The organism is Sorangium sp. So ce204, from assembly GCF_051526795.1.
GTDB lineage: Bacteria > Myxococcota_A > Polyangia > Polyangiales > Polyangiaceae > Sorangium > Sorangium cellulosum_B.
Genome location: NZ_CP150317.1, coordinates 13,104,502 through 13,124,012, shown reverse-complemented (window position 1 = coordinate 13,124,012; position 19,511 = coordinate 13,104,502). Strand labels below are relative to the sequence as shown.

Annotated in this window: 17 protein-coding genes; 10 read left to right on the top strand and 7 right to left on the bottom strand. The window is 70.4% G+C overall.

Annotated features, from left to right (window positions below; translation table 11 throughout):
- Positions 1–18 precede the first annotated feature (18 nt).
- Both WMF22_RS49760 and WMF22_RS49755 read left to right on the top strand, forming a co-directional pair.
- Positions 19–576 (top strand): dihydrofolate reductase family protein, encoded by a 558-nt coding sequence (locus WMF22_RS49760; RefSeq protein WP_437296849.1) that lies wholly within the window; start codon positions 19–21, stop codon positions 574–576.
- A 499-nt stretch (positions 577–1,075) separates the two neighbouring features.
- The gene (locus WMF22_RS49755; RefSeq protein ID WP_437296848.1) at positions 1,076–1,852 is read left to right on the top strand and encodes a hypothetical protein; all 777 of its coding nucleotides are present in this window, start codon (positions 1,076–1,078) and stop codon (positions 1,850–1,852) included.
- A 179-nt stretch (positions 1,853–2,031) separates the two neighbouring features.
- Here the strand turns inward: WMF22_RS49755 and WMF22_RS49750 are convergent, their stop codons facing one another.
- Positions 2,032–2,415: a protein kinase domain-containing protein gene (locus tag WMF22_RS49750; RefSeq protein ID WP_437296847.1), complete on the bottom strand. Its 384-nt coding sequence runs from the start codon at positions 2,413–2,415 to the stop codon at positions 2,032–2,034.
- Positions 2,416–2,650: 235 nt separating this feature from the next.
- On the opposite strand from WMF22_RS49750, the gene WMF22_RS49745 reads away from it, so the two are divergent.
- The 3 genes from WMF22_RS49745 (at position 2,651) to WMF22_RS49735 (ending at position 4,404) form a co-directional block, all read left to right on the top strand.
- The gene (locus tag WMF22_RS49745) at positions 2,651–2,917 is read left to right on the top strand and encodes a hypothetical protein (protein ID WP_438034304.1); all 267 of its coding nucleotides are present in this window, start codon (positions 2,651–2,653) and stop codon (positions 2,915–2,917) included.
- Positions 2,918–3,721: 804 nt separating this feature from the next.
- Positions 3,722–3,868, top strand: a complete 147-nt coding sequence (locus WMF22_RS49740) for a hypothetical protein (protein WP_437296844.1) — start codon at positions 3,722–3,724, stop codon at positions 3,866–3,868.
- A 53-nt stretch (positions 3,869–3,921) separates the two neighbouring features.
- The gene (locus WMF22_RS49735; protein ID WP_437296843.1) at positions 3,922–4,404 is read left to right on the top strand and encodes a hypothetical protein; all 483 of its coding nucleotides are present in this window, start codon (positions 3,922–3,924) and stop codon (positions 4,402–4,404) included.
- A 1,194-nt stretch (positions 4,405–5,598) separates the two neighbouring features.
- On the opposite strand, the gene WMF22_RS49730 is transcribed toward WMF22_RS49735, so the two are convergent.
- Entirely contained in the window at positions 5,599–5,745 is a 147-nt protein-coding gene (locus WMF22_RS49730; protein ID WP_438032198.1) for a hypothetical protein, read from the bottom strand.
- Between the two features lie 515 nt (positions 5,746–6,260).
- Here WMF22_RS49730 and istA point away from each other — a divergent pair.
- The 5 genes from istA to WMF22_RS49705 all read left to right on the top strand — a co-directional run bounded on the left by istA (position 6,261) and on the right by WMF22_RS49705 (position 11,610).
- Positions 6,261–7,748, top strand: coding sequence for an IS21 family transposase (gene istA, locus WMF22_RS49725; protein WP_438032199.1), 1,488 nt, complete (start codon positions 6,261–6,263; stop codon positions 7,746–7,748).
- Positions 7,745–8,506, top strand: coding sequence for an ATP-binding protein (locus WMF22_RS49720; RefSeq protein WP_438032200.1), 762 nt, complete (start codon positions 7,745–7,747; stop codon positions 8,504–8,506). The genes istA and WMF22_RS49720 overlap by 4 nt, the downstream gene beginning before the upstream one ends.
- A 128-nt stretch (positions 8,507–8,634) precedes the next feature.
- Positions 8,635–9,129 (top strand): RNA polymerase sigma factor, encoded by a 495-nt coding sequence (locus WMF22_RS49715; protein WP_438034303.1) that lies wholly within the window; start codon positions 8,635–8,637, stop codon positions 9,127–9,129.
- Complete coding sequence (locus WMF22_RS49710; protein ID WP_438034302.1) at positions 9,126–9,368, top strand: hypothetical protein; 243 nt, start codon at positions 9,126–9,128, stop codon at positions 9,366–9,368. The genes WMF22_RS49715 and WMF22_RS49710 overlap by 4 nt, the downstream gene beginning before the upstream one ends.
- A gap of 1,156 nt (positions 9,369–10,524) precedes the next feature.
- Positions 10,525–11,610, top strand: a complete 1,086-nt coding sequence (locus WMF22_RS49705) for a transposase (protein ID WP_438034301.1) — start codon at positions 10,525–10,527, stop codon at positions 11,608–11,610.
- A gap of 293 nt (positions 11,611–11,903) precedes the next feature.
- On the opposite strand, the gene WMF22_RS49700 is transcribed toward WMF22_RS49705, so the two are convergent.
- The 5 genes from WMF22_RS49700 to WMF22_RS49680 all read right to left on the bottom strand — a co-directional run bounded on the left by WMF22_RS49700 (position 11,904) and on the right by WMF22_RS49680 (position 19,326).
- Positions 11,904–12,365, bottom strand: coding sequence for a hypothetical protein (locus WMF22_RS49700; protein ID WP_438034300.1), 462 nt, complete (start codon positions 12,363–12,365; stop codon positions 11,904–11,906).
- A 200-nt stretch (positions 12,366–12,565) separates the two neighbouring features.
- Positions 12,566–13,642: an SUMF1/EgtB/PvdO family nonheme iron enzyme gene (locus WMF22_RS49695; RefSeq protein ID WP_438034299.1), complete on the bottom strand. Its 1,077-nt coding sequence runs from the start codon at positions 13,640–13,642 to the stop codon at positions 12,566–12,568.
- Positions 13,643–13,803: 161 nt separating this feature from the next.
- Positions 13,804–15,978 (bottom strand): M20/M25/M40 family metallo-hydrolase, encoded by a 2,175-nt coding sequence (locus WMF22_RS49690; RefSeq protein ID WP_438034298.1) that lies wholly within the window; start codon positions 15,976–15,978, stop codon positions 13,804–13,806.
- Positions 15,972–16,352: a hypothetical protein gene (locus WMF22_RS49685; protein WP_437296839.1), complete on the bottom strand. Its 381-nt coding sequence runs from the start codon at positions 16,350–16,352 to the stop codon at positions 15,972–15,974. The genes WMF22_RS49690 and WMF22_RS49685 overlap by 7 nt, the downstream gene beginning before the upstream one ends.
- A 280-nt stretch (positions 16,353–16,632) precedes the next feature.
- On the bottom strand, positions 16,633–19,326 hold the full coding sequence (locus WMF22_RS49680) for a HEAT repeat domain-containing protein (protein ID WP_438034297.1): 2,694 nt from the start codon (positions 19,324–19,326) through the stop codon (positions 16,633–16,635).
- Positions 19,327–19,511 lie beyond the last annotated feature (185 nt).

Genomic DNA, 19,511 nt, shown 5'->3' with positions numbered 1-19,511 from the left:
CCGAAGGAGACTCGCCGCATGGGACTGCTGACCTTCGCCATCAACGTCACCCTGGACGGCTGCGTCGACCACCAGGAGGGGATCGCCGACGACGAGACGCACGCCCTCTTCACCCGCCTCATGGACGAGAGCGGCGCGATGCTGTGGGGCCGCGTCACCTACGAGATGATGGAGAGCTACTGGCCGGCGGTCGCCCGCGGCGACGAGGAGGCGCCTCCGGCGATACGCGCGTGGGCGGTCAAGCTGGAGACCAAGCCGAAGTACGTGGTGTCGTCCACGCGCAAGGACTTCCCGTGGACCAACAGCCACCACATCGCCGGCGATCTGCGCGTGGGCGTGCAGAAGCTCAAGGACGCGATCCCGGCCGGCGTGCTCCTCGGCAGCGGCAAGCTCGCGACCGAGCTGGATCGGCTGGATCTCATCGACGAGTACAGGTTCCTCGTCCACGCCAGGCTCGCCGGCCACGGCCCGACCCTGTACCAGAGCGGGCTGCCCGCCACCCGGCGGCTCGATCTGGTCTCGGCCAAGCCGCTCCGCTGCGGCGCGGTGGCGATGCACTACCGGCGCGCGCGCTGACGCAGAGGAGCCCCATCGCGCGCAGCTCGCGGGCCAGCGCGTCGTCGGGAGCCTTCTCGCCGCGCAGCACCGCGGCGATGTTCGGGGTGATCGCGCCGCGTCAACCGGTGTTTCTGGCGGGACTGTTCCGCGGGGGCGAACCGTCGCGATCTGTCGCGTCCCGGGGATCTGGGGAGAGCGTGACGACGGATCGCCCCTCTCAAGAGGCATGGCCCCAACCGCCGAGCCCTGGGCCCGGGGAGCTAGCGGCGGTCGATCCGTCGCCTCGATCCGCCGTGGTTGCGTCGCTCGCCGGCCCCCTGAGCCGCGCGATAGCCCTCAGGGATGAGGAGGCGGCCCGGGTGGTTCACGATGCGATCGGGCGGTTGCTCGGTCTGCCGGCGATACCAGAGGGGCGAGCGCGCTCGCGCCCGTAGGTGAGCCTGGCGGCGTGTTGACGGTCACGAGGGTTCGCGCCACGCTCGAGCCCAGGCGAGGTCTGAGGTAGGCTTCCCCGCGCATGAGCCTGCTGCTCTCGATGACCTCTTGCCCCAACTGCGGCGCGCCGCTCTCCGTCGAGCCGGGGCTGCGCAACGTCATCTGCATCTTCTGCAACACGAGTCTCTTCGTCGAGCGGCCCGCCACCGGCGCCGCCGTCGCGCAAATCAGGGCGCAGAGCGTCTCGACGGACGACATCGAGCGCGTCAAGCAGCTGCTCGTCGACGGCAAGCGCGACGAGGCCATTGCCCACTATGCGCAGGCAGCATCCGTGTCCAGAGACGAAGCCGAGCGGGCCGTGGAGAGCGTGTTCCTCTCGGCCTACTGGACGCTCGTCCGTCACATGCCGATCAACGGCTTCGGCTTCTTCCTCCACGCGGTCTTCGTCTTCGGGGGCGCCGGGATCGCCGCCTGGGCCGCAACACAGGCAGTCGAGTCGCCGGCGTACCTGGCGCTCGTCGCGGCGGGGGGCCTCTTCGCGATTCTACAGCTCGCGCGGTTCCTGCGGCACCTCACCTCCACCCTGGTCGCATCGTTCGGCTCCCTCGGCCGCGGGCGCGTCCTCCGTTGCTCGGTGGTGCGGGAGTTCGTGAAGCAAAATGGCTTCCTCGTCGTGGTCGTCTTCGAGGTCGTCCCCGACGACGGCAGTCCGGCCTTCGTCGACCAGGAGACCCTCCTCGCCGGCGAGGAGTCTCTCCGGAAGCTCTCGCCGGGCAACGTCGTCCGCGTGCGCTTCGATGGCGCTCGCGAGCGCGTCTTCCCGACCACCCCCGTCACCGTGCTGGCGACGGGGGTCTGACGCGGGGCGATCGCCGGAGAGCCGCACGGGGTACGGGCGCGGCCTGCTGCCCGCCTGTCAGCTTGAGCGCGGAAGGTCGCCGCTGAACGAACGCTGTACCGCTATCCCCTACAACCGAGCGAGTCGGCCATCTTCGAGCAGCACCCAGGGGGCTGATGCCGAGTACGCCTCGACCCCGGCTACCGGCAAGCCCGCTCGGTGTGCGCCCCAGCGCCACGCTGGTAGAGCGTGGCGCCAAGGCCGTAGACGTCCGAGCGCTGGTCGGCGCCGTGCACCTGGCCGCGCGCCTGCTCGGGCGCCATGTACGCGGGCGTGCCCAGGAGCGCCCCGGCCTCGGTGAGGCTCTGCTCGACTTCGGCCTCGCAGGCGAGGCCGAAGTCGACGACCACCGGGTGGAAGCTCCCGTCCTCGACCGGCTCGATCAGCAGGTTCGAGGGCTTCAGATCGCGGTGCACGATGCCGAGCCTCTGCGCCTCGGCCACCGCGCGCATCGCCCGCACCTTTGCGGGCAGCGACATCTCGCTCGCCGCCTCGTCGAACCTCCGGCCACGCACGAGCTGCATCGCGATGCACGCTTTGCCCGCGACCTCGCCGACCTCGTAGACCTTGCAGCGCTCGGGTGGTCGATGCGCGCTTGGGCGCGGGCCTCTTGCAAGAGGCGCCCGCCGCGAAATCTCCCCCGAGGCCGACGCGGCGGGACCGCGCTCGAGGCCTCCGGTCGGGATTCTCGCGCAAGCCAGGAGCCTTTCGACAGTGCCCGGGTAGACAGGCCGCTGACACGACGTAGCCCTTGGAGCCATGGAGCACATCATGGACGCCGCTGCGGAGGAGCGGCTTCGACAATATATCGATGGCCTTGGCGAGATTCTCGGGCACCCCCAACGCCGCGAGGCATTCGCGCTCTACACCTTGGGGCTGTTCAGCGGCTTGGAGCGCAAGAGTGTCGAACCGGTGGCAAGCCCGAACCACACCGGCGGTCGCAGTGAAGATCTCATGTCCTGGACACGCATTCATATACCTATATCTACCTGGGTGGAGCTTGGGGGGGGGCAGGTCACCGAGTAGAGTAATGGGTCACCGAGTGGAGGAGCGGGCCGTTGCTTAGCGCCTGATGCAGCAGCACCTCTTGCTGGGCCACCTGCAGCCATCGCCCGTCATGTGAGAGAAGCCGCGCGTGCCGCAGTAGTCATCACACTTTCCGGACCAAGCTATACCGCAGCTGCTCGGGTGAAAACAGTTATCGGCAACGTTGACAGTCTCCGCTTGGGGCGCGGCAAAGGCACTGGCGGCAAGGGCAAGGTCGTACCCGCAGCGGTTCGCGGTCGGCACGGAGGACTGGGGCTCCATGGGCAGGGTGCCATCGACTGGAGAGGCAGCGTCGGCGCCGCAGCCAGACGCTACCGCGGCCAGGGTGAGGAGCAGGCAGGGAATGAATTCAACAATGAATTTGCGCATGTCACCTACTCCGTTATCTCCCCGGCCTCACTGGACCGGAACTTCTGTTTCTCATGCCCCAGAGCTGGCCGAAGTGCCAACTGCAAGAGAAAAGCTCGCAGGAGCTTCATGAGACTCTCGTCGCTCCACCCCCGTTGCATCAGCCCCACAACGACGGCGGCCTCGATGGATCTCTAAAGAGCTTTCCGGGCTCCACAAGCCCGACCCGCGACGACGACGCCCGGCTCGATCCGCGCGCGCACCTTCGCCACGTGGGTGGTGATCCGCGCTTGCCACGGCGGATCGAGGCCGACCTGCCGCTCCGCCCCGAGCTGCACCCGAGGGAAGGCGAAAGGCGCCATCACCGAGGACGGTGCCGCGTCCAGGGCTTAGGAAGAAAAAAGCGACAACTTCCCATCCTCACCGCCCGGCGAGGTGCACGCGATCGCGGCGGGACGCGGGCATGCCTGCGCGGCGCGAGCCGACGGCACGGTGTGGTGCTGGGGCTGGAACCCGTACGGGCAGGTCGGTGACGGGACACGCGAGGACCGGCTCGTGGCCGTGGAGATCCTGGTGGCGTGAGATCGGGCCTTCCTGCTGCTCGCTCCGCGGGAAATCGCCCGTATCCTGTCGGCATGTACTGCCCCACGTGCGGCCGCTCGAACCCGGAGGCCCACGTCTCGTGCCTGGGCTGCGGCGCCCGGCTCCCCCGCGCCGCGAGCGCGCCCGTCGCGGCTCCCGTCACCGAGCCCCACGCCGCGAGCGCGCCGGCGGAGCGCTCCCTCGAGGAGCGGGTCGGGCGGCTCGAGCGCGAGGTCCAGGCGCTGCTCGAGCGGCGATCCGCGTCGATGCGCGACGAGCTCCGCTGCCCCGCGTGCGGCGCGAGGAAGATCCTCCACGCGCCCAAGGTCCTCGACGCGGACGCCAACGGGGGGAGCGTGCTCGCCATCGCGCAGCCGAGCGTCTGGAGGAGCCGGAGGGTCGGCAAGCTCGAGGCGTACATCTGCGCGGGCTGCATGCTGGTCGAGTGGCACGTGAAGGACATCGAGGGGCTCGACGAGCACGTGGACGTGTCGGTGCTCGATGGTGAGGCGCCGCGCCAGGGACCGTATCGTTGATCGATCGCGCCCGCCTCCACGTCGTTCCGCGACACGATGGCCGGGCCACCTCTCGCATCTTGCCGAGGCCTCCGAGGCGCTTCGGCACGCAACCATTACGAGCGGGCGATCTCAGCAGTACCCGCGGGCGCTGGTGACGTCCGAGAGGGTAATGGCGTCGCTGGAGGCGGCCGGCGCGCGCGAGGTGCGGCGCGATGCCGCCTCGTTGTTCCACACCTCGAACGCGGCCGTTCCAGATCGCCGCCTGGCGCCGTCCCGGAGTTGAGAATCCCGCGAAGATTCTTGCCCCACCTGTGCTGCATTGGTTGCAAGCTCGGTCGCGAATACGCGCCCAGCCTGAGCACCGCTCGTCGGCGCCCGAATCATGCCCGACTCCGGATCCGGTCCCAGGCAAGCAGCTCAGCTGCCCCCGCACAACCGGATCCGGTGCCGGAACGCGAGTTCAACTGCCCCCGCACAACCGGATACGGTGCCGGAACGCAAGCTCAGCTGCCCCGGCACAACCGGATACGGTGCCGGAACGCAAGCTCAGCTACTCCCGCACGACCGGATCCGGGCCCAGGTAGGCAGCTCAGCTGCCCCGGCACAACCGGATACGGGTAGTGCTGCACTTTGGATCTGAGTGCCGCACTTTGACTCCGGCCCCGCACTGACGGGCTAAGTTCGGCCGGAAGTAGTGCAGCCCGCGTCGGCGCCAACCGACCGGGCTGCGTGGCCGAACCCCGTTCATCCCGGAGTCCGACAGTGCAGCTATACCTGATCCCACCCGACGGTGGGCAAGGCGGACGTGTACCTACACGGCGCCGCTCCTTCGTCACCCGTTCCCTCACCGAACCCGAGCGCAAGCGCCTCCGGGCGGCGCTGAAGAACCTGCGTGCCGCGTACGGCACGTGGGCATGCCTTGCCGAGGTGATGGGCATGCCGACCCGTTCGATCCGCGCGATCGCCTCGGGCCAGTTCGCCGGGTCGCCCGGCACCGCCATGCGGGCCGCGCGGGCCGCTGGAACCACCATCGAGCGCCTCCTAGGCCGCCCCGTCGCAGCTGACCGCTGCCCAACCTGCGGGAGGAGCGGGTGAAGCCCCGGCGGAAGGGGGCCGGACGCCCGCCTGCCGCACGACATCCCCGGAAGCTGTCGGTGAGCATCGCGTCCCGCGTCCGATCGGTGAAGACCGCGGCCCCATGATCGGCGGCGTTCACCGTTCACCGCCGGTCCCCACGCCGATCTGGGCCACGCTCGCCTCCGCGGCGTAGACGTTACGCCCGCCGAAAAGTCGAAGGCCCGAGGGCTGCCACCCTCGGGCCTTCTGGAGCTCCGCGTTGCCGGAGTCCCCCACCTTCATCACAAGCCGGGCTCCAGGTCCAGAAAGCGGCGTCATGGAGCCCGTTGCCTTCGTCCGCCTACCGCCTCGCCCACTGCGCCCGCTGCCGCGTCCAGCTTCGCCTCTGCCGTCGCTGCGATCGCGGCCAGCGCCTCTGCCCCGACTGCCGCCCGCTCCAGCGTCGTGAGTCGCTCCGCCGCGCCGGCGCGGCCTACCAGACGCAGCTTCGCGCTCGCCGCCTCCATGCCGCTCGCCAGGCCCGGTATCGGGACCGGCAGCGGGACAAGTTCTCCGCGCAGAAAGTGACGCATCACAGGGTGACACAAGCCGCGGCCGCGTCGATGTCCCAGCTCGCGCCGGAGATCACCCCCGGCCGAAAGGACAACAATGACGATTGGATCCGAGATGTCGGCCGCTGCTCGCTCTGCGGAGCGCGGCTTCCGCCCTGGGCCCTGCGCGAGCGGCGCGCTCGGTCAGCTGTTCACCGACGCGCTCCCCGCGTCCCACGAAGCCCTCCGCGGTGACGGGAGGCGGCGGTGATCGCGAAAGAGAAGGAGGCCGAGGTGCTGCGCCTCTACCACGGTGAGAAGTGGCCCGTGGGCACCATTGCCGCTCAGCTCGGGCTGCACCACACCACCGTTCAGCGCGTGCTCGGGCAAGCGGGCGTCGACCCGAAGGTCGTCGCGCCGCGCCCGTCGATGGTCGACCCGTTCGTGCCCTTCATCGTCGAGCAGCTCGGCAAGTATCCCTCGCTGCGCTCGAGTCGCCTCTTCGGCATGCTCAAGGAGCGCGGCTATCCGGGCGGTCCCGATCATCTGCGCCGAGTGATCGGTCGTCTCCGCCCCAAGAAGCCGGCAGAGGCATTCCAGCGGCTGCGCACGCTGCCCGGCGAGCAAGCGCAGGTCGACTGGGCGCACTTCGGCAAGCTGGCTGTCGGCCGGGCGCTGCGCCCGCTCTGGGCGTTCGTCATGGTGCTCAGCTACTCGCGGCGGATCTTCCTGCGCTTCTTCCCCAGCGCAGCGATGCCCTTCTTCGTTCGCGGGCACGTCGAGGCGTTCGCCGACATCGACGGCGTCCCGCGCGTGCTGCTCTACGACAACCTCAAGAGCGCTGTCGTGGAGCGTCACGGCGACGCGATCCGGTTCCACCCCATGCTCCTGGCTCTGTCGGCGCACTACCGCTTCGAGCCGCGCCCCGTCGCCGTCGCTCGCGGCAACGAGAAGGGCCGCGTCGAGCGCGCCATCCGCTACGTCCGCGAGGCATTCTTCGAGGCCCGGACCTATACCGATCTCGACGACCTCAACCGACAAGCGACCGAGTGGACCAGCTCCGCAGCGCTCGATCGCTCCTGGGTCGAGGACCGCGCCCGCACCGTGCGGCAGGCCTTCGACGACGAGAGCCGTGTGCTGCTCGGGCACCCCGACACGCCGTTTCCAGCCCATGAGCGCGTCGAGGTCGAGATCGGAAAGACCCCCTACGCGCGTTTCGATCTCAACGACTATTCTGTTCCCCACGACCGGACGAGCCGCACGCTCGTCGTCCTCGCCGACCTCGAACAGGTGCGCATCGCTGACGGCAACGAGATCGTCGCGACCCATGTCCGCTCGTGGGACCGCGGCCAGCAGATCGAGCAACCCGAGCACATCCAGCGCCTGGTCGACGAGAAGCGCCGCGCCCGCGAGCATCGCGGCCTCGATCGCCTCGCCCGCGCCGCCCGCAGCAGCCAGGCATTCCTGCGCATCCTCGCCGAGCGCGGAGACAACGTCGGCAGCGCCATCGCCCGGCTTCTGCACCTGCTCGACGCCGTCGGCGCCGCCGAGCTCGAAGAGGCGCTCGTCGAGGTGCTCGAGCGCGACACCATTCACGTCGGCGCCGTGCGCCAGGTGATCGACCGCCGGCGCTCCGAGCGCCACCTGCCGCCTCCAGTCTCGATCCCCGTCACGCGCGGCCAGCACGCCGCCCTCGTCGTCACGCCGCATTCGCTCGCCACCTACGACGCCCTGAAGAAGGACCCGACGCCATGACCGATCTAACGCCCACCGAGACCAAGGCCCGCCTGAAAAGCCTCGGCCTGTTTGGTCTGCTGGCCTGCTGGGAGGAGCTCGCCGAAAAGCCCTGGCTTCGCGAGGTGCTCGCCATTGAGGAGCGCGAGCGCCAAAAACGCAGCCTCGATCGCCGCCTCAAAAACTCCCGCGTAGCCGCCTTCAAGCCCATGGCGGACTTCGACTGGTCCTGGCCCAAGAAAATCGACCGCGAGGCCGTCGACGACCTCTTCGCTCCCGGCTTCCTCGCCACCGGCCACAACGCCGTGCTCGTCGGCCCCAACGGCGTCGGCAAGACCATGATCCTCAAGAACGTCGCCCACCAGGCCGTCGTCCGCGGTCACACGGTCCGCTTCTCGACCGCGAGCGACATGCTTGCCGACCTCGCCGCGCAGGAGTCCTCGGCCGCGCTCGCGCGCCGGCTGCACCGCTACACGGTTCCAGCCCTTCTTTGCATCGATGAAGTCGGCTATCTCTCCTACGATGGCCGCTACGCCGACCTGCTATTCGAGGTCGTCACCCGTCGCTACGACGCGCAGAAGCCGATCCTGCTCAGTACGAACAAGGCCTTCTCCGACTGGGGCCAGGTCTTTCCGCACGCCGCCTGCGTCGTTACGCTCGTCGACCGGCTCGTGCACCGGGCCGAGGTGATCGAGATCGAGGCCGAGAGCTACCGGCTCAAGGAAGCCAAGGAGCTGAGTGCCATCCGCACCAAGCAGCGCCGCACCAAAAAGCACTGAGCGGCCTCTTCACCGGTGAACTTCACCGGCGTCGGGTGCGGGTTTCACCGGCACCGGGCGCGGATTTCACCGGTGAACTTCACCGAATCTCCGCGGATTGCCGCGATCATCAACAGAAGCGACCGACGATGGCAGAGATCCTCGCGGAGCGCGGCATCATCTTGGCGACGCTCGCGGGTATCCCGAAGCGGGACCGCCGCGACGTGGAGGCCGAGGTGTTGCTCAACGCCTGGAACGCCGTCCGCCGGGGGATGTACCGCCCGGACCCGCGGGACAAGCCGCGCGACGCGCTGCGGAAGTGGCTGCACGGCATCGCTTGGCGCCTCGCCTCGCACTACGTGCACAGCGCGTGGGCGCGACGCGCCGTGCTGCATCCGTCGCCGCTCGGGCTGCTCCGCGATCCTGTCGGCATCGACATGCACGCCCAGATCGAGGCGCGTGAGGTGCTCGACGCCATGGCCAGCCTGCCGGACTGGCAGCGGGACGCGTTGCTCTCGGTCGACAGCCCGGAGTCGCTCGTCCAGTACGCCAAGCGCCGCAGGATGAACCCGTCGACTGCGGCGTCGCGATTGCGGATCGCGCGGGAAGCGCTCGCGCTGAAGCTCCGGAGGTGGAGGCGATGACCAACCGTGAGACACGCCGCGTGCTGACCGAGGAGGACCTCTCCTACCTCGTCGAGCGGCTGCGCATCTTCGACGCGCACGCCGGGGCGCGTCCGTACAGCCGCGCCGAGCTCTGGGGCTCCGTGATGGAGCTCTACCTGACCGCCAAGACCCGAGCCGACCGCGAAACCTTCGCGGAACTCGTCGGCGCCCTGCGCGTGCTAGACGCGCTGGAGCGGCACTTCCTGCGCCGCGAGTAGTTGGTCCCCACCCCATCGCACCATCATCCGCTGCGTTCAGTTGCCGACCAACAGCCACGCGTTACTCAGCGCCGCCATTCTCGACGGATGCTTTGCGCGGCGCAACTACTGTTTCGACGCTCTGTGCTGCTTTCGACGATTGCGTCTCTTGCGCGGCCGTGGATGCGATAGTTTGCGTCTGTTGCTTCAGTTCGCCTATTATAAGATCAACAACGCGGCTTTCGCTTGGGGCTCTTATGCTATGGTAAATGGCTTTTGCGGACCATGCGAACGCCACGGCGCCGCCTAGCATAAAGCACGCTTCCCACGTCTTGTCTGACACAATGAACGTCTTGAAGCTGGCCGTTGTGAACGCAAGCACAATCGTAATGAATAGCCCGACCGGGGTGTGCCACGCGTTTCTCTTGCCGATTGCGCTAAGGTGGTTGGCCAAACACAGATGGACCTTATCCTCCGTCACTACCAATAGTTCCTGGGATACATTGTAATGCATCCTTCTAACCATCGGCGATCGAGTCGCAAGAAGCAGTTGGCTCGTGTCGAACGGATGAGCGGGCTCATTCACGGTTGCTCCTCGGTCCTTAGCTCATCAAGCAGACCAAGCACGCCCAGTGCGTGAAGCGAGGTGTTGCCGCATTTGGCACATGCGACTGCGGCCATTGGCACATTTGGACTGCCAACAACTATTCCGCCTGGGTCCTGTTGAAGAAGAGGGGTTATGAACCCGTCGAGAATAACGTGGTTCTTGTTGCCGCATCTGGCACACGGAGAGACCGCGTTGCGCTCCGTAAGCCGCTGGGCGATTAGGTTCTTAAACTCTGGCGAGAACGGCATCGAAACTCCGGGGGTCCACCACCTCATGCCCATGCTACACCCCCCTCGCCGCCGCGGCCAAGTAACCGCCGCCCCCCGGGTCGGGGCGGCCAGTGCGCCCCATTAGTATATTTAGGACATTCCCTGTCCTAGCGCCCCCTCTTCTGCGTCCTTGCCAGCGGTTTTCCTCGGCAAAACCGCTATAATCAGAGGACCTTAGACGAAAACGCCCCGCTCCCAGCGGCAAACTAGGAGCAGGGCGGCAGAAGCCGAGCGGTGCGACCCGTCCGACGTCCTGGCAGACCGGATCGTGGGCCCTCCGCCGGGGAAAGGCAAGGGTCCCGTGGCGAACGTACTCCCGGCGGAGAAGCGCCTGCGTGTGCTCGCGGCGCTCCTGGACGGCAACAGCATCCGGGCGGTCGAGCGCATGACCGAGGTCAACCACCGCACCATCACGCGCCTCCTGCTGGCGCTGGGGACCGGTGCGGTGCGCCTGCATGACCGCCTCGTGCGAGACGTGCAGTGCAGCCTTGTCCAGGTCGATGAGGTCTGGTCCTTCGTGCAGAAGAAGCAGTCCCGTGTGACCGAGGCCGACCCGCCCACCGTTGGCGAGGCGTACACCTTCGTTGCCATCGACGCGACCAGTCGCATGGTCATCTGCTGGCGTGTCGGCAAGCGCGACCAGGCGACGACGGACGCCTTCATCAAGGACCTTCGCGCCCGCATGCTGGTCATGCCGCAGCTGACCAGCGACGGTTTCGCGCCTTACATTTCCGCCGTGGGTACGTCGTTCGGACCGAGCATCGACTACATGCAGACGGTCAAGAACTACCGCTCTGGCAGCCGTGGGCGTCGCGACGATGACCACCGGTACGAGCCGCCCCGCGACCCCTTCATCACGAAGTCCGTGGTGTACGGCGCGCCCGACCCGGCCAAGGCGTCGACGTCCTACGTCGAGCGCCTGAACGGCTCCACGCGCCACAGCAACGGGCGCATGCGGCGGCTCTGCTACGCCTTCAGCAAGAAGGCCGACCACCACGCGGCGGCGGTCGCCTTGAACTACGTGGCGTACAACCTGGTCCGCGTCGTGCGCACGCTCCGCGTCACGCCCGCCATGCAGGCCGGCATCACCGACCACGTGTGGTCGCTGGACGAGCTCCTGGACACGCTCACGACCGAGGAGGAGGGGACCGCTCCCGAAGCGCAGCCGCTCACTCATCGCGAGCCCTCCGCGCCAGCGAGGCCGCTTCCGAACAACCGGGGCTTCCTGCGCCTCGTGACCGAGCCGACCCCGGCGTTGAAGCAGCGCCGCAAGAGCGAGCCGCCTCCTCCGCCGGCATCCCCGGTCCAGGCCGTTCCTCCTCCTCCGCCCGAACCGCCCAGAGGGCCGGTCCAGCTGTCCCTGTTCGATCCCCCGGAGGGGTCGTGAGTGCTGCACTTTGCGCGCGTAGGGTGCTGTACTTTGAGCGCGAGTGCTGCACTTCGGGCCAAAGTGCAGCACCACCCGGATACGGTTACCGGGAGGCTGCCCGCTGCCCCGCCACGACCGGATCCGGTCCCAGGCAGGCAGCTCAGCTGCCCCGCCACGACCGGATCCGACCTCGGGGAGGCTGCCCGCTGCCCCGAGGAGACCCCGATCCCTGGGATGGCGCGCGAGGCAGCGCTCCCGTGAGGGTGTCCGGCGGCCGCCGCGCACGGCGCGCGGCCGGACCCCGGCGCTCCCTACTGCCCGCCAGGCACGCAGATCGCCGTCGCCGAGCCCGCGCCCATGCACGAGAAGCCCGCCGCGCAGTCGGTGTTCGCCGCGCAGGGGAAGGCGCACTTGCCCACGGCCGTGTTGCACTTGTGCGTGCCGCAGACCATGTCGTTCGAACACGGGAGAGCGAGCGGGCCCGGCTGCCCCGTCGTCGCCGGAGCGGTCGTGCCCGGCTGCTGGTACTGCCCGGGTTGCTGATACCCCGGCTGCTGGTACTGCCCAGGCTGCTGGTACTGCCCGGGCTGCTGGTACTGCCCGGGCTGCTGGTACCCCGGCTGCTGCTGGTTGTACGCGTTGTACTGCGGATCCGACGGATCCTCGGCGTCTCGGCCCCGGCTGCACGCGGAGGTCAGGAGCCCGAGGCCTCCGAGGGCAAGGACGACCGAGGCGGCCGAGCGCGCGCTGGTGAACCACATGGATCGCTTCATCAAGGTCTCCTCGAGGTGCGGGGCGCTCCCCGCGTGAGCGACGGGCCGGTGACGGCCCGCCGCTGAGATCTGAGCCCCGGCCCCCGGAGGAGGAGCCGCAGGCCCTTCGCCGGCGAGCGCCGCGTCGCGGGCCCGCTGGACAGGAGCGTACCCCCGGTCGGCGGCCGCGCGCGCCTCAAAAAGGACGCGCCACCGCGCGCTCACCGCGCCGCAGCATCCTTGCAGCAACGAAACCCTTGCTCGTAGCCGTAGTCCTCTTCCTTGTGGAACCCCACCGTGGGGCGGCAGCGGCCGCGCATGGGGCCCCACCAGCCGCCCTTCAGCCCGCTCCGCTCCGGCGACTTGCGGCCCGGCCGCACGACCCACTCGTTGATGTTGCCGTTGAGATCGTAGGCGCCGAACGGCGACACACACGCCGGCATCGAGCCCGCAGGCACGCGCTGATCGAGCCGCTCGAGCTCCGCCTTGCACTTGGGATGCCGCAGGCACCGCTCGTAGTGGTAGAGCGTCACCTCGCGCTGGCGAAAGGGCCGGTCGATGTTGCACTTGGTCGCGTCGCGGACGAAGCCGTACGTGTACGGGAGCATCTCCTCGCCCTCGCAGGCGAAGTTGAACTCGTCCTCCGAGCAGAGGCGCTTGCCGGCGCCCTCGCACGCCTTGACGGCCTGGCGCCACGAGACGAGCAGCGCCGGGAGCTCGCCCTTCCTGTTGGGCCACTCGTAGCGGTCGACGCAGAAACGCATCGGCGCGCGCTTCTTCGAGAGGCACTCGCTCGGCCGCCTGTACTCGAGGCACCGCTCGCTGACGCTGCTCGGGCCCTCGGCCTCTTTGTAGGGCGTCGCCCGTCGCGCCTGGTCCTTCTCGTACTCCTTGTGGTGCTTCAGGCAGATCTGGTCGACCACGGGGCAGTAGTCGCCCTCGACGAGGACCATGTCGTCCGGGCACCCCTCGGAGCTGCCGGGCAGCCCCGCGTCCGGAGCGCCGCCGTCGAGGGCCTCCGCCGCGGCGTCCGGCGAGCCGCCGTCGAGGGCTGCCGCCACGGCGTCCGGCGAGCCGCCGTCGAGGGCCGTCGCCACGGCGTACGTCATCGCTGCCCCAGCATCCGGCGGCTCCGCCGGGGTGTAGGCGAGCTCCGCCGCGGCGTCCGGCGGCTCCGCCGGGGTGTAGGCGAGCTCCGCCGCGGCGCCCGATGGGTCTGCCACAGCGGCGTCGGGCGGCGCGGTCTCGGCATCCGCATCCGCAGCTCCGCCGGCGCGCTCGGGCCTTCCAGAGGCCACGGCGCCGGTCCCCGCGGGCGGCGCGGGCGGCGGGCTGTCGCAGGCGAGGATCGCGGCCGTGAGGCCGCAGAGGAAGGCGAGGCTGACCGCGCAGGGCCCGCGTGGAGCCCTGCGCCGTCGAGGTGGCGCGACGGGCGGCGCGGCGCGGCGAGAGCGCCGGCTCATCGGCCGGGGGCGGGGATGACCTTGAGCGGCACCCGGGTCCCGCCGCGATCCACCTCGATCTCGACCTCGCGGCCGGGCTCGAGATCGCCGAGCGCGAACATGAAGTCGTGGATGTTGGTGACGGCGTGGGCGCCGATGCGCACGATCACGTCCCCCGCCTGCATGCCAGCGCGCGAGGCCGGCGCGTCGGGGCGCACGCCCGTGAGCTTCACGCCGGGCCCCTGGTACGCGTAGTCCGGCATCGTGCCGAGCGACGCGCGGAAGCCGCCGCGCATGCTGCGGTGCGGGTCGGCGGGCGCGTCGGTGAAGGCGAGCCGCGCGTCGCGCCGCGACAGGGCGAGCGCCATCCGCGCCGCGAGCACGGAGCACCGCGAGACGCCCGCGACGTTGATCTTGTCCGCCGTGTCGCTCGGCCGGTGGTAGTCCTCGTGGACGCCCGTGAACAGGAAGGCGATCGGGACGCGCGACGCCGTGAACGACGCGTGATCGCTCGCGCCGAAGCCCTCGACGCCGAACTGGAGCGTGAGGCCGAGCCCGCGGGCGGCGTCGTCCACGATCGACTTCCAGTCGGGCGAGGTCCCCAGGCCGTCGACGAGGAGCTTGTCGTCCCGCATCCGGCCGACCATGTCGGCGTTGATCATGGCCACGACCGGCTTCATGCCCGCGAGCGGCGCCGGCGGGTGATCGACGAAGTGGCGCGAGCCGATGGTGCCGAGCTCCTCGGCGCCGAACGCGATGAACAGGAGGTTCCGGGCCGGCCGCTCGGGGAGCGAGGCGAACCGCCGCGCCACCTCCAGGAGCATCGCCGTCCCCGAGGCGTTGTCGTCGGCGCCCGGGTGGACCGCATGCACGCCGGGCGCGCGCGAGAACGACGTGCCCCCGTAGCCGAGGTGATCGTAGTGCGCGCCGACGACGACGTACTCACCGGCGTGCGGCGAGCCGTCCCGCGCGGGGAGCAGGCCGATCACGTTCGACGCCGGCGCCATGCGCGCGGTGACCTTGGTCGTGATCTCGACGGTGGTGCCGTCGAGCGGCTTCGGCGCGGCGGCCTTGGTCGCGGCCGGCTTCACGGCCGCAGGCTTCGCCGCGGCCGGCTTCGCGTCTGCCGGCTTCGCCGGGGCCGGCTTCGCGGGCGGCGCGAGCCCGGCCGCGGGGAAGAGCGCGCGGGCCGCGGAGCGCGTGATCACCACGGCCGGGATGCCCATGCTCGCCGCGTCGTCCGGCACCCGCGGGAGCTCGTCGCCCGCCGCGACCAGGATCACCCCCGCGGCCTTGTGCTCGCGGGCGGTGCGGAGCTTGTAGCGGACGCTGCCGAAGTCGCGGAGCGCGTCCGCCGGCCGCGGAGCATGATGATGAGGATCGGCGGTCGCAGCGCCGCCGTGCGGATTGGCAGGCGCAGCGCCGCCGTGCGGATTGGCAGGCGCAGCGCCGCCGTGCGGATTGGCAGGCGCAGCGCCACCGTGCGGACCCGCGGGCGCAGCGCCGCCGTGCGGATTGGCAGGCGCAGCGCCGCCGTGCGCGGCCTGCGCCGCTCCACCCGGGCGGCCCTCCAGCGTGGGCACGCCGTCGAGCACGATCGCGATCTTCCCCTCGATATCCCGGCCGGCGTAGTCGTCCCAGGAGAGCGCCGGCGCGGTCACTCCATGGCCGACGAGCACCGCGGCGCCCGACACCGTGCCGCTCGCGCTCCCGTCGGCCGTGACCAGCTTGCCGGCCTCGACGCTCTGCTTCCGGCCCGCGCGCTGCACCGCGAGCGCCGCGGGCGCCACGTCGGCGCCGACCCGCGCGTCGAACACCTGCCGGTACGCCTTCGCGTCGCTCCCCGGCCCGCCCAGCGGCGAGAGCTTGAGCTCCGCGAACCGGCGCGCGATGAACTCGGCCGCGAGATCGGCGCCGGGCTCGCCGGTCCCGCGCCCCGCGAGCTCGGGCGACGCGAGGTACGCGACGTCCGCCGCGATCCGCGCCTCCGCGGCGGGATCGACCTCCATCGAGGCCAGCGCGGCGGGCGCCGGCGCGGCAGGCTTCGCGGCCGGCGGCGCGTCAGGATGGCGGGGCGGCGCGGCCGGCGGAGCGCACGCCGCGACAGCGGCGAGCAGGCCGGCGGCGAGGCCGCGGCGGAGACCCCATGCGCGGGGCGACAGCGGGGCCGCGGCGCGCCCGGCGCTCACCACGGCGACGCCTTCTGCGCCGCGCGGACCAGCTCGAGCGCGCGACGGCCGATGTACTCCTCCACGTCGGCGGGCGCGATGTGACGGTCCTTCGCGAAGTCGAACTCGCGCGGCTTGCCGTCGCCGAACGTCACCCGGACGATCGCGGACTCCCGCAGGAGCTCGAGGGAGAGGCTGAAATCACCGAGCGCGAGCCGGTGCTTGTCCTGCTCCTGCGTGAGCGCGATGGGCTGCCCCTTCTCCCGCAGCCTCTCGTGCGCGAACTTCAGCGACTCGGCCCCCAGCGACACGGCCGACTCCGCGGCCGCGAGCGCCTCGGCGACCCGCTTCTTGTGCCGCGCGAGCTCCTCTGCCTCGCGCTCCGCCTTCGATTTCACGGCTTCGATGAGCTCATCACGCCAGGTCGCCACAGTGCACCTCGGCGCGAACACTCTTCCGAAACGTGCGTTTTGTCCAGCCCGACACGCGCCGGTCACCCGACCACCCCGGCCAGCCCGGCGCGCGCCGGAGACGGAAATGGCCGCGCTGCCAGCACAAAAACAGGAAGCCCGGGAGCTCCGGAGAGGACGACCTCCCCTCGAGCGCTCCCGGGCTGCCTGCCCCCGGATCGTGCGCCGCGGCTTCGTGCGCGCGCCGGCCGCGCCGGACCGCGCGCCGCTACGGCGTGTCGGCGCCCCCGGCCTTCGCCGGGGCGAACTTGCTCAGGTCCTCGGCCACGGTGGCCTTCGGGTTCATGAGCTCGTGGAACGCGCGCTTCGCGAGCGCGCCCGTCTCACCCTGCTCGTGCCGCAGGGCCATGAGCACGCCCTTCTCCTTCATGAACTTGAGCGTCTCGATCGCGCCCTTCTTCTTCGCGCCGTCGCCGCCCTTGGCCTCCTGGAAGAGCCGGTAGCGCAGCACGACGCGGGTCTCCGAGTGCGGGCCGTTGTCGTACTTCAGGTTGTCGAACTGGGCCTGGAGCCGCTGCCGCGCCCACTCCTGCGGCGCGTCGGCGACCTTCACCCGCGTGATCGCCTCGGCGTTCGCGACGTACCGGTAGAGGTTGCCGCGCTTGAAGTCCTCGTCCGACCAGTAGCCGAAGGCGCGGTAGTAGTGGTCCTTCAGGTCGTCCAGCGCGGACTTGTCGAAGTCGGCGTACATCGCGACCGTCCGCGCCGCGGTGTCGCTCGTGCCGCCGAGGATGAGCGCGAGCGCCGCGGCGTTCCGGACCTCGACGTCCTTGAGCTTCTCGAACAGCTGCCCCTGCACCGCCTCGTCGAAGCCGCCGATGCCGATGGCGCGCGCGATGGCCATGCGCACCCCGGGGTCGACGTCGGCCGTGAGGAGCGTGACGAGCTCGGCGGCCGCGCCGGGCACCGGCCGGAGCGCGAGCGACGACGCGTAACAGGCGCCGATGAGCTGCTTGCGCGGCTCCTTCTTGCTCGCGAACTCCTTCGCCTTCTTCGCCACCTCGATCATCGCCTTGTCGTCGGCGCACCAGGCGATCGACTCGCAGGCGGCCTGGCGGGCCTCCTCGTGCCACAGCTCGTCCTCGATGAGCTTCGTCAGCTTCTCCACCGCGCGCGGATCGCCCCACTCGGCGAGCCCCTGCGACGCGCCGTAGGCGACCGCGCGGAGCGCCATCCCCAGCATCGAGAGCCCAGCGCCCTGGAGCCCGTCCTGGGTGATGTCCATCTTCGGATCCTTCTTACGGCTGAACTGATCGAGGAGCTTCGGGTACGAGGGCTCGTCCTTCATGCGCCCGATGTACCGGAGCGCGCTCTGCGCGGTCTCGAAGGCCGTGGGGAACGGCGGCAGCTGCCCCTCCTTGGGGAGCGGATCCGTCGGGAAGGCCCAGTCGCGCATGTCCTTCAGGATCTTCTCGGAGCGGACCGTGGCGAGGAAGCGCAGGCCGTTCGCGTGCGGTTGCGGGCGATCCTTGAGCCACAGGATGACCGGGGCCTCGGCCGCGGCCTTGAGCTCGGCGGCCTTGTCCGCGTGGATCGTGGCGAGATCGGCGAGCATGCGGGCGCCGACGACGCGCGGCAGATCGGTGCGCGACAGGTGCCCGCCCTCGTCCGCCTCCCAGAACTTCTCGAGCTTGTAGAGCTTGAGCGGGTCGGCCAGCAGCCGCTCGCCGAGGAACTTGGCGGCGCGGATGTCGCCGACCTCGGCGAGCCGCGTCCCCGCCTCGCCCTGCCAGTGCAGCGGCGGCTTCTTGGCCTCGATCCACTTCACGAGCGGGTCGGCCGACCGCGGGTCGGCGAGCTCGCGCAGCATCTCCATGATCTGCTTCGTCTGGAACCAGGTCGTCTCCTCCGGGTCCTGCTTCACGCTCTCGAGGGCGAGCACGAGCCCCTCGCCGCCGATGCCGTCGCGCAGCGCCTCGAGGAAGCGCTGGCGGCTGGCCTTGTCGGCGTTCGCGAGGGCCTCGAGGAGCGGGGCGCGCGCCGTCTCGTCGCCGATCCGCCCGAGGCCGTTCGCGGCCTCGCGCGCGACCTCGACGTCCTTGTCCTTCACGAGCGTGATGAGCGCGCTCGTCCACTTGGGCTCGGCGTTGCGCGACAGGACCGTCGCGACCAGCTGCCGCACCGACGAGCTCTCGTCGGTCGCGAGCTTGGAGAGCTCCTCGAGCGACACGAGGCCGGCGAGCTTCTCGGGGTCGAAGGCGATGCCGCCGCCGAGCCGCTCGACCTTCGAGAGGAACCCCTTCCTGTACTGGTCCATCGCGTCCTTGAACGCGGCCGGCTCCTTGAGCTCGACGAGGGCCCAGACGAGCTGGGGCCTGTCGCTCTCGTCCGCGACCTTGAGCGCCTCGAGCAGCGCGTGCTTGGCGCCGTCGGCCTTGGGCGAGCCGTAGTACGCGAGCACCTGCGCGGCGACGCCCTTCACGCGGTGGTCCGGGAGCGCGAGCGCGTTCTGCGCGTGCGTGACGCCCTCGGGATCGTCGGCCCACGCGAGCTGCATGAGGGCCTCCTGCTGGAGCGACAGCTCGGAGCTCGCGGCGGCCCACTTGCGCCACAGGGGCAGCTGGTCCTTCTTGGGCAGGACGAAGATGTTCTTCTTCTCCTTGGAGACGGCGTCGACCGTCATCTTCTGGCTGTCCTGCTTGACGCCGAGCCAGATGGCGCCCGCGGCGCCGAGCGCGACGACGAGGCCGACCACGATCGACACGGGGCTGAACCGCCCGCGCTTGAAGTTGCCGTCGTCCGCGAAGCCACCGCCGCCTGCGGGCGCCGGCGGGGCGCCGGGCAGATCGTTGTCATCGGGGGGCCACTTGGCCGCCTGCTTGGCCGGAAGGGGCCCCGGCGGCGGGCGCCGTCCGCGCGGCCCCGCGGGATTCTCTCGTGAAAGATTCGGACGATCGAGCATGGTTCCTCCAGCGCGCGGGCGACGACGTGACCCGAACGGCGGTGGCATCGCGCGGCGTGCCGCGCTGCGCCCCCGACCCCTCCCGGTGGCGGCGGCGTCGCGCGGCGAGCCGCGCTGCGCCCCCGCCCCCGGGCCAGGCGGCGAAGCGCCCGGCCGGTCGAGGCGCCGGACCGTACCAGAGCCGC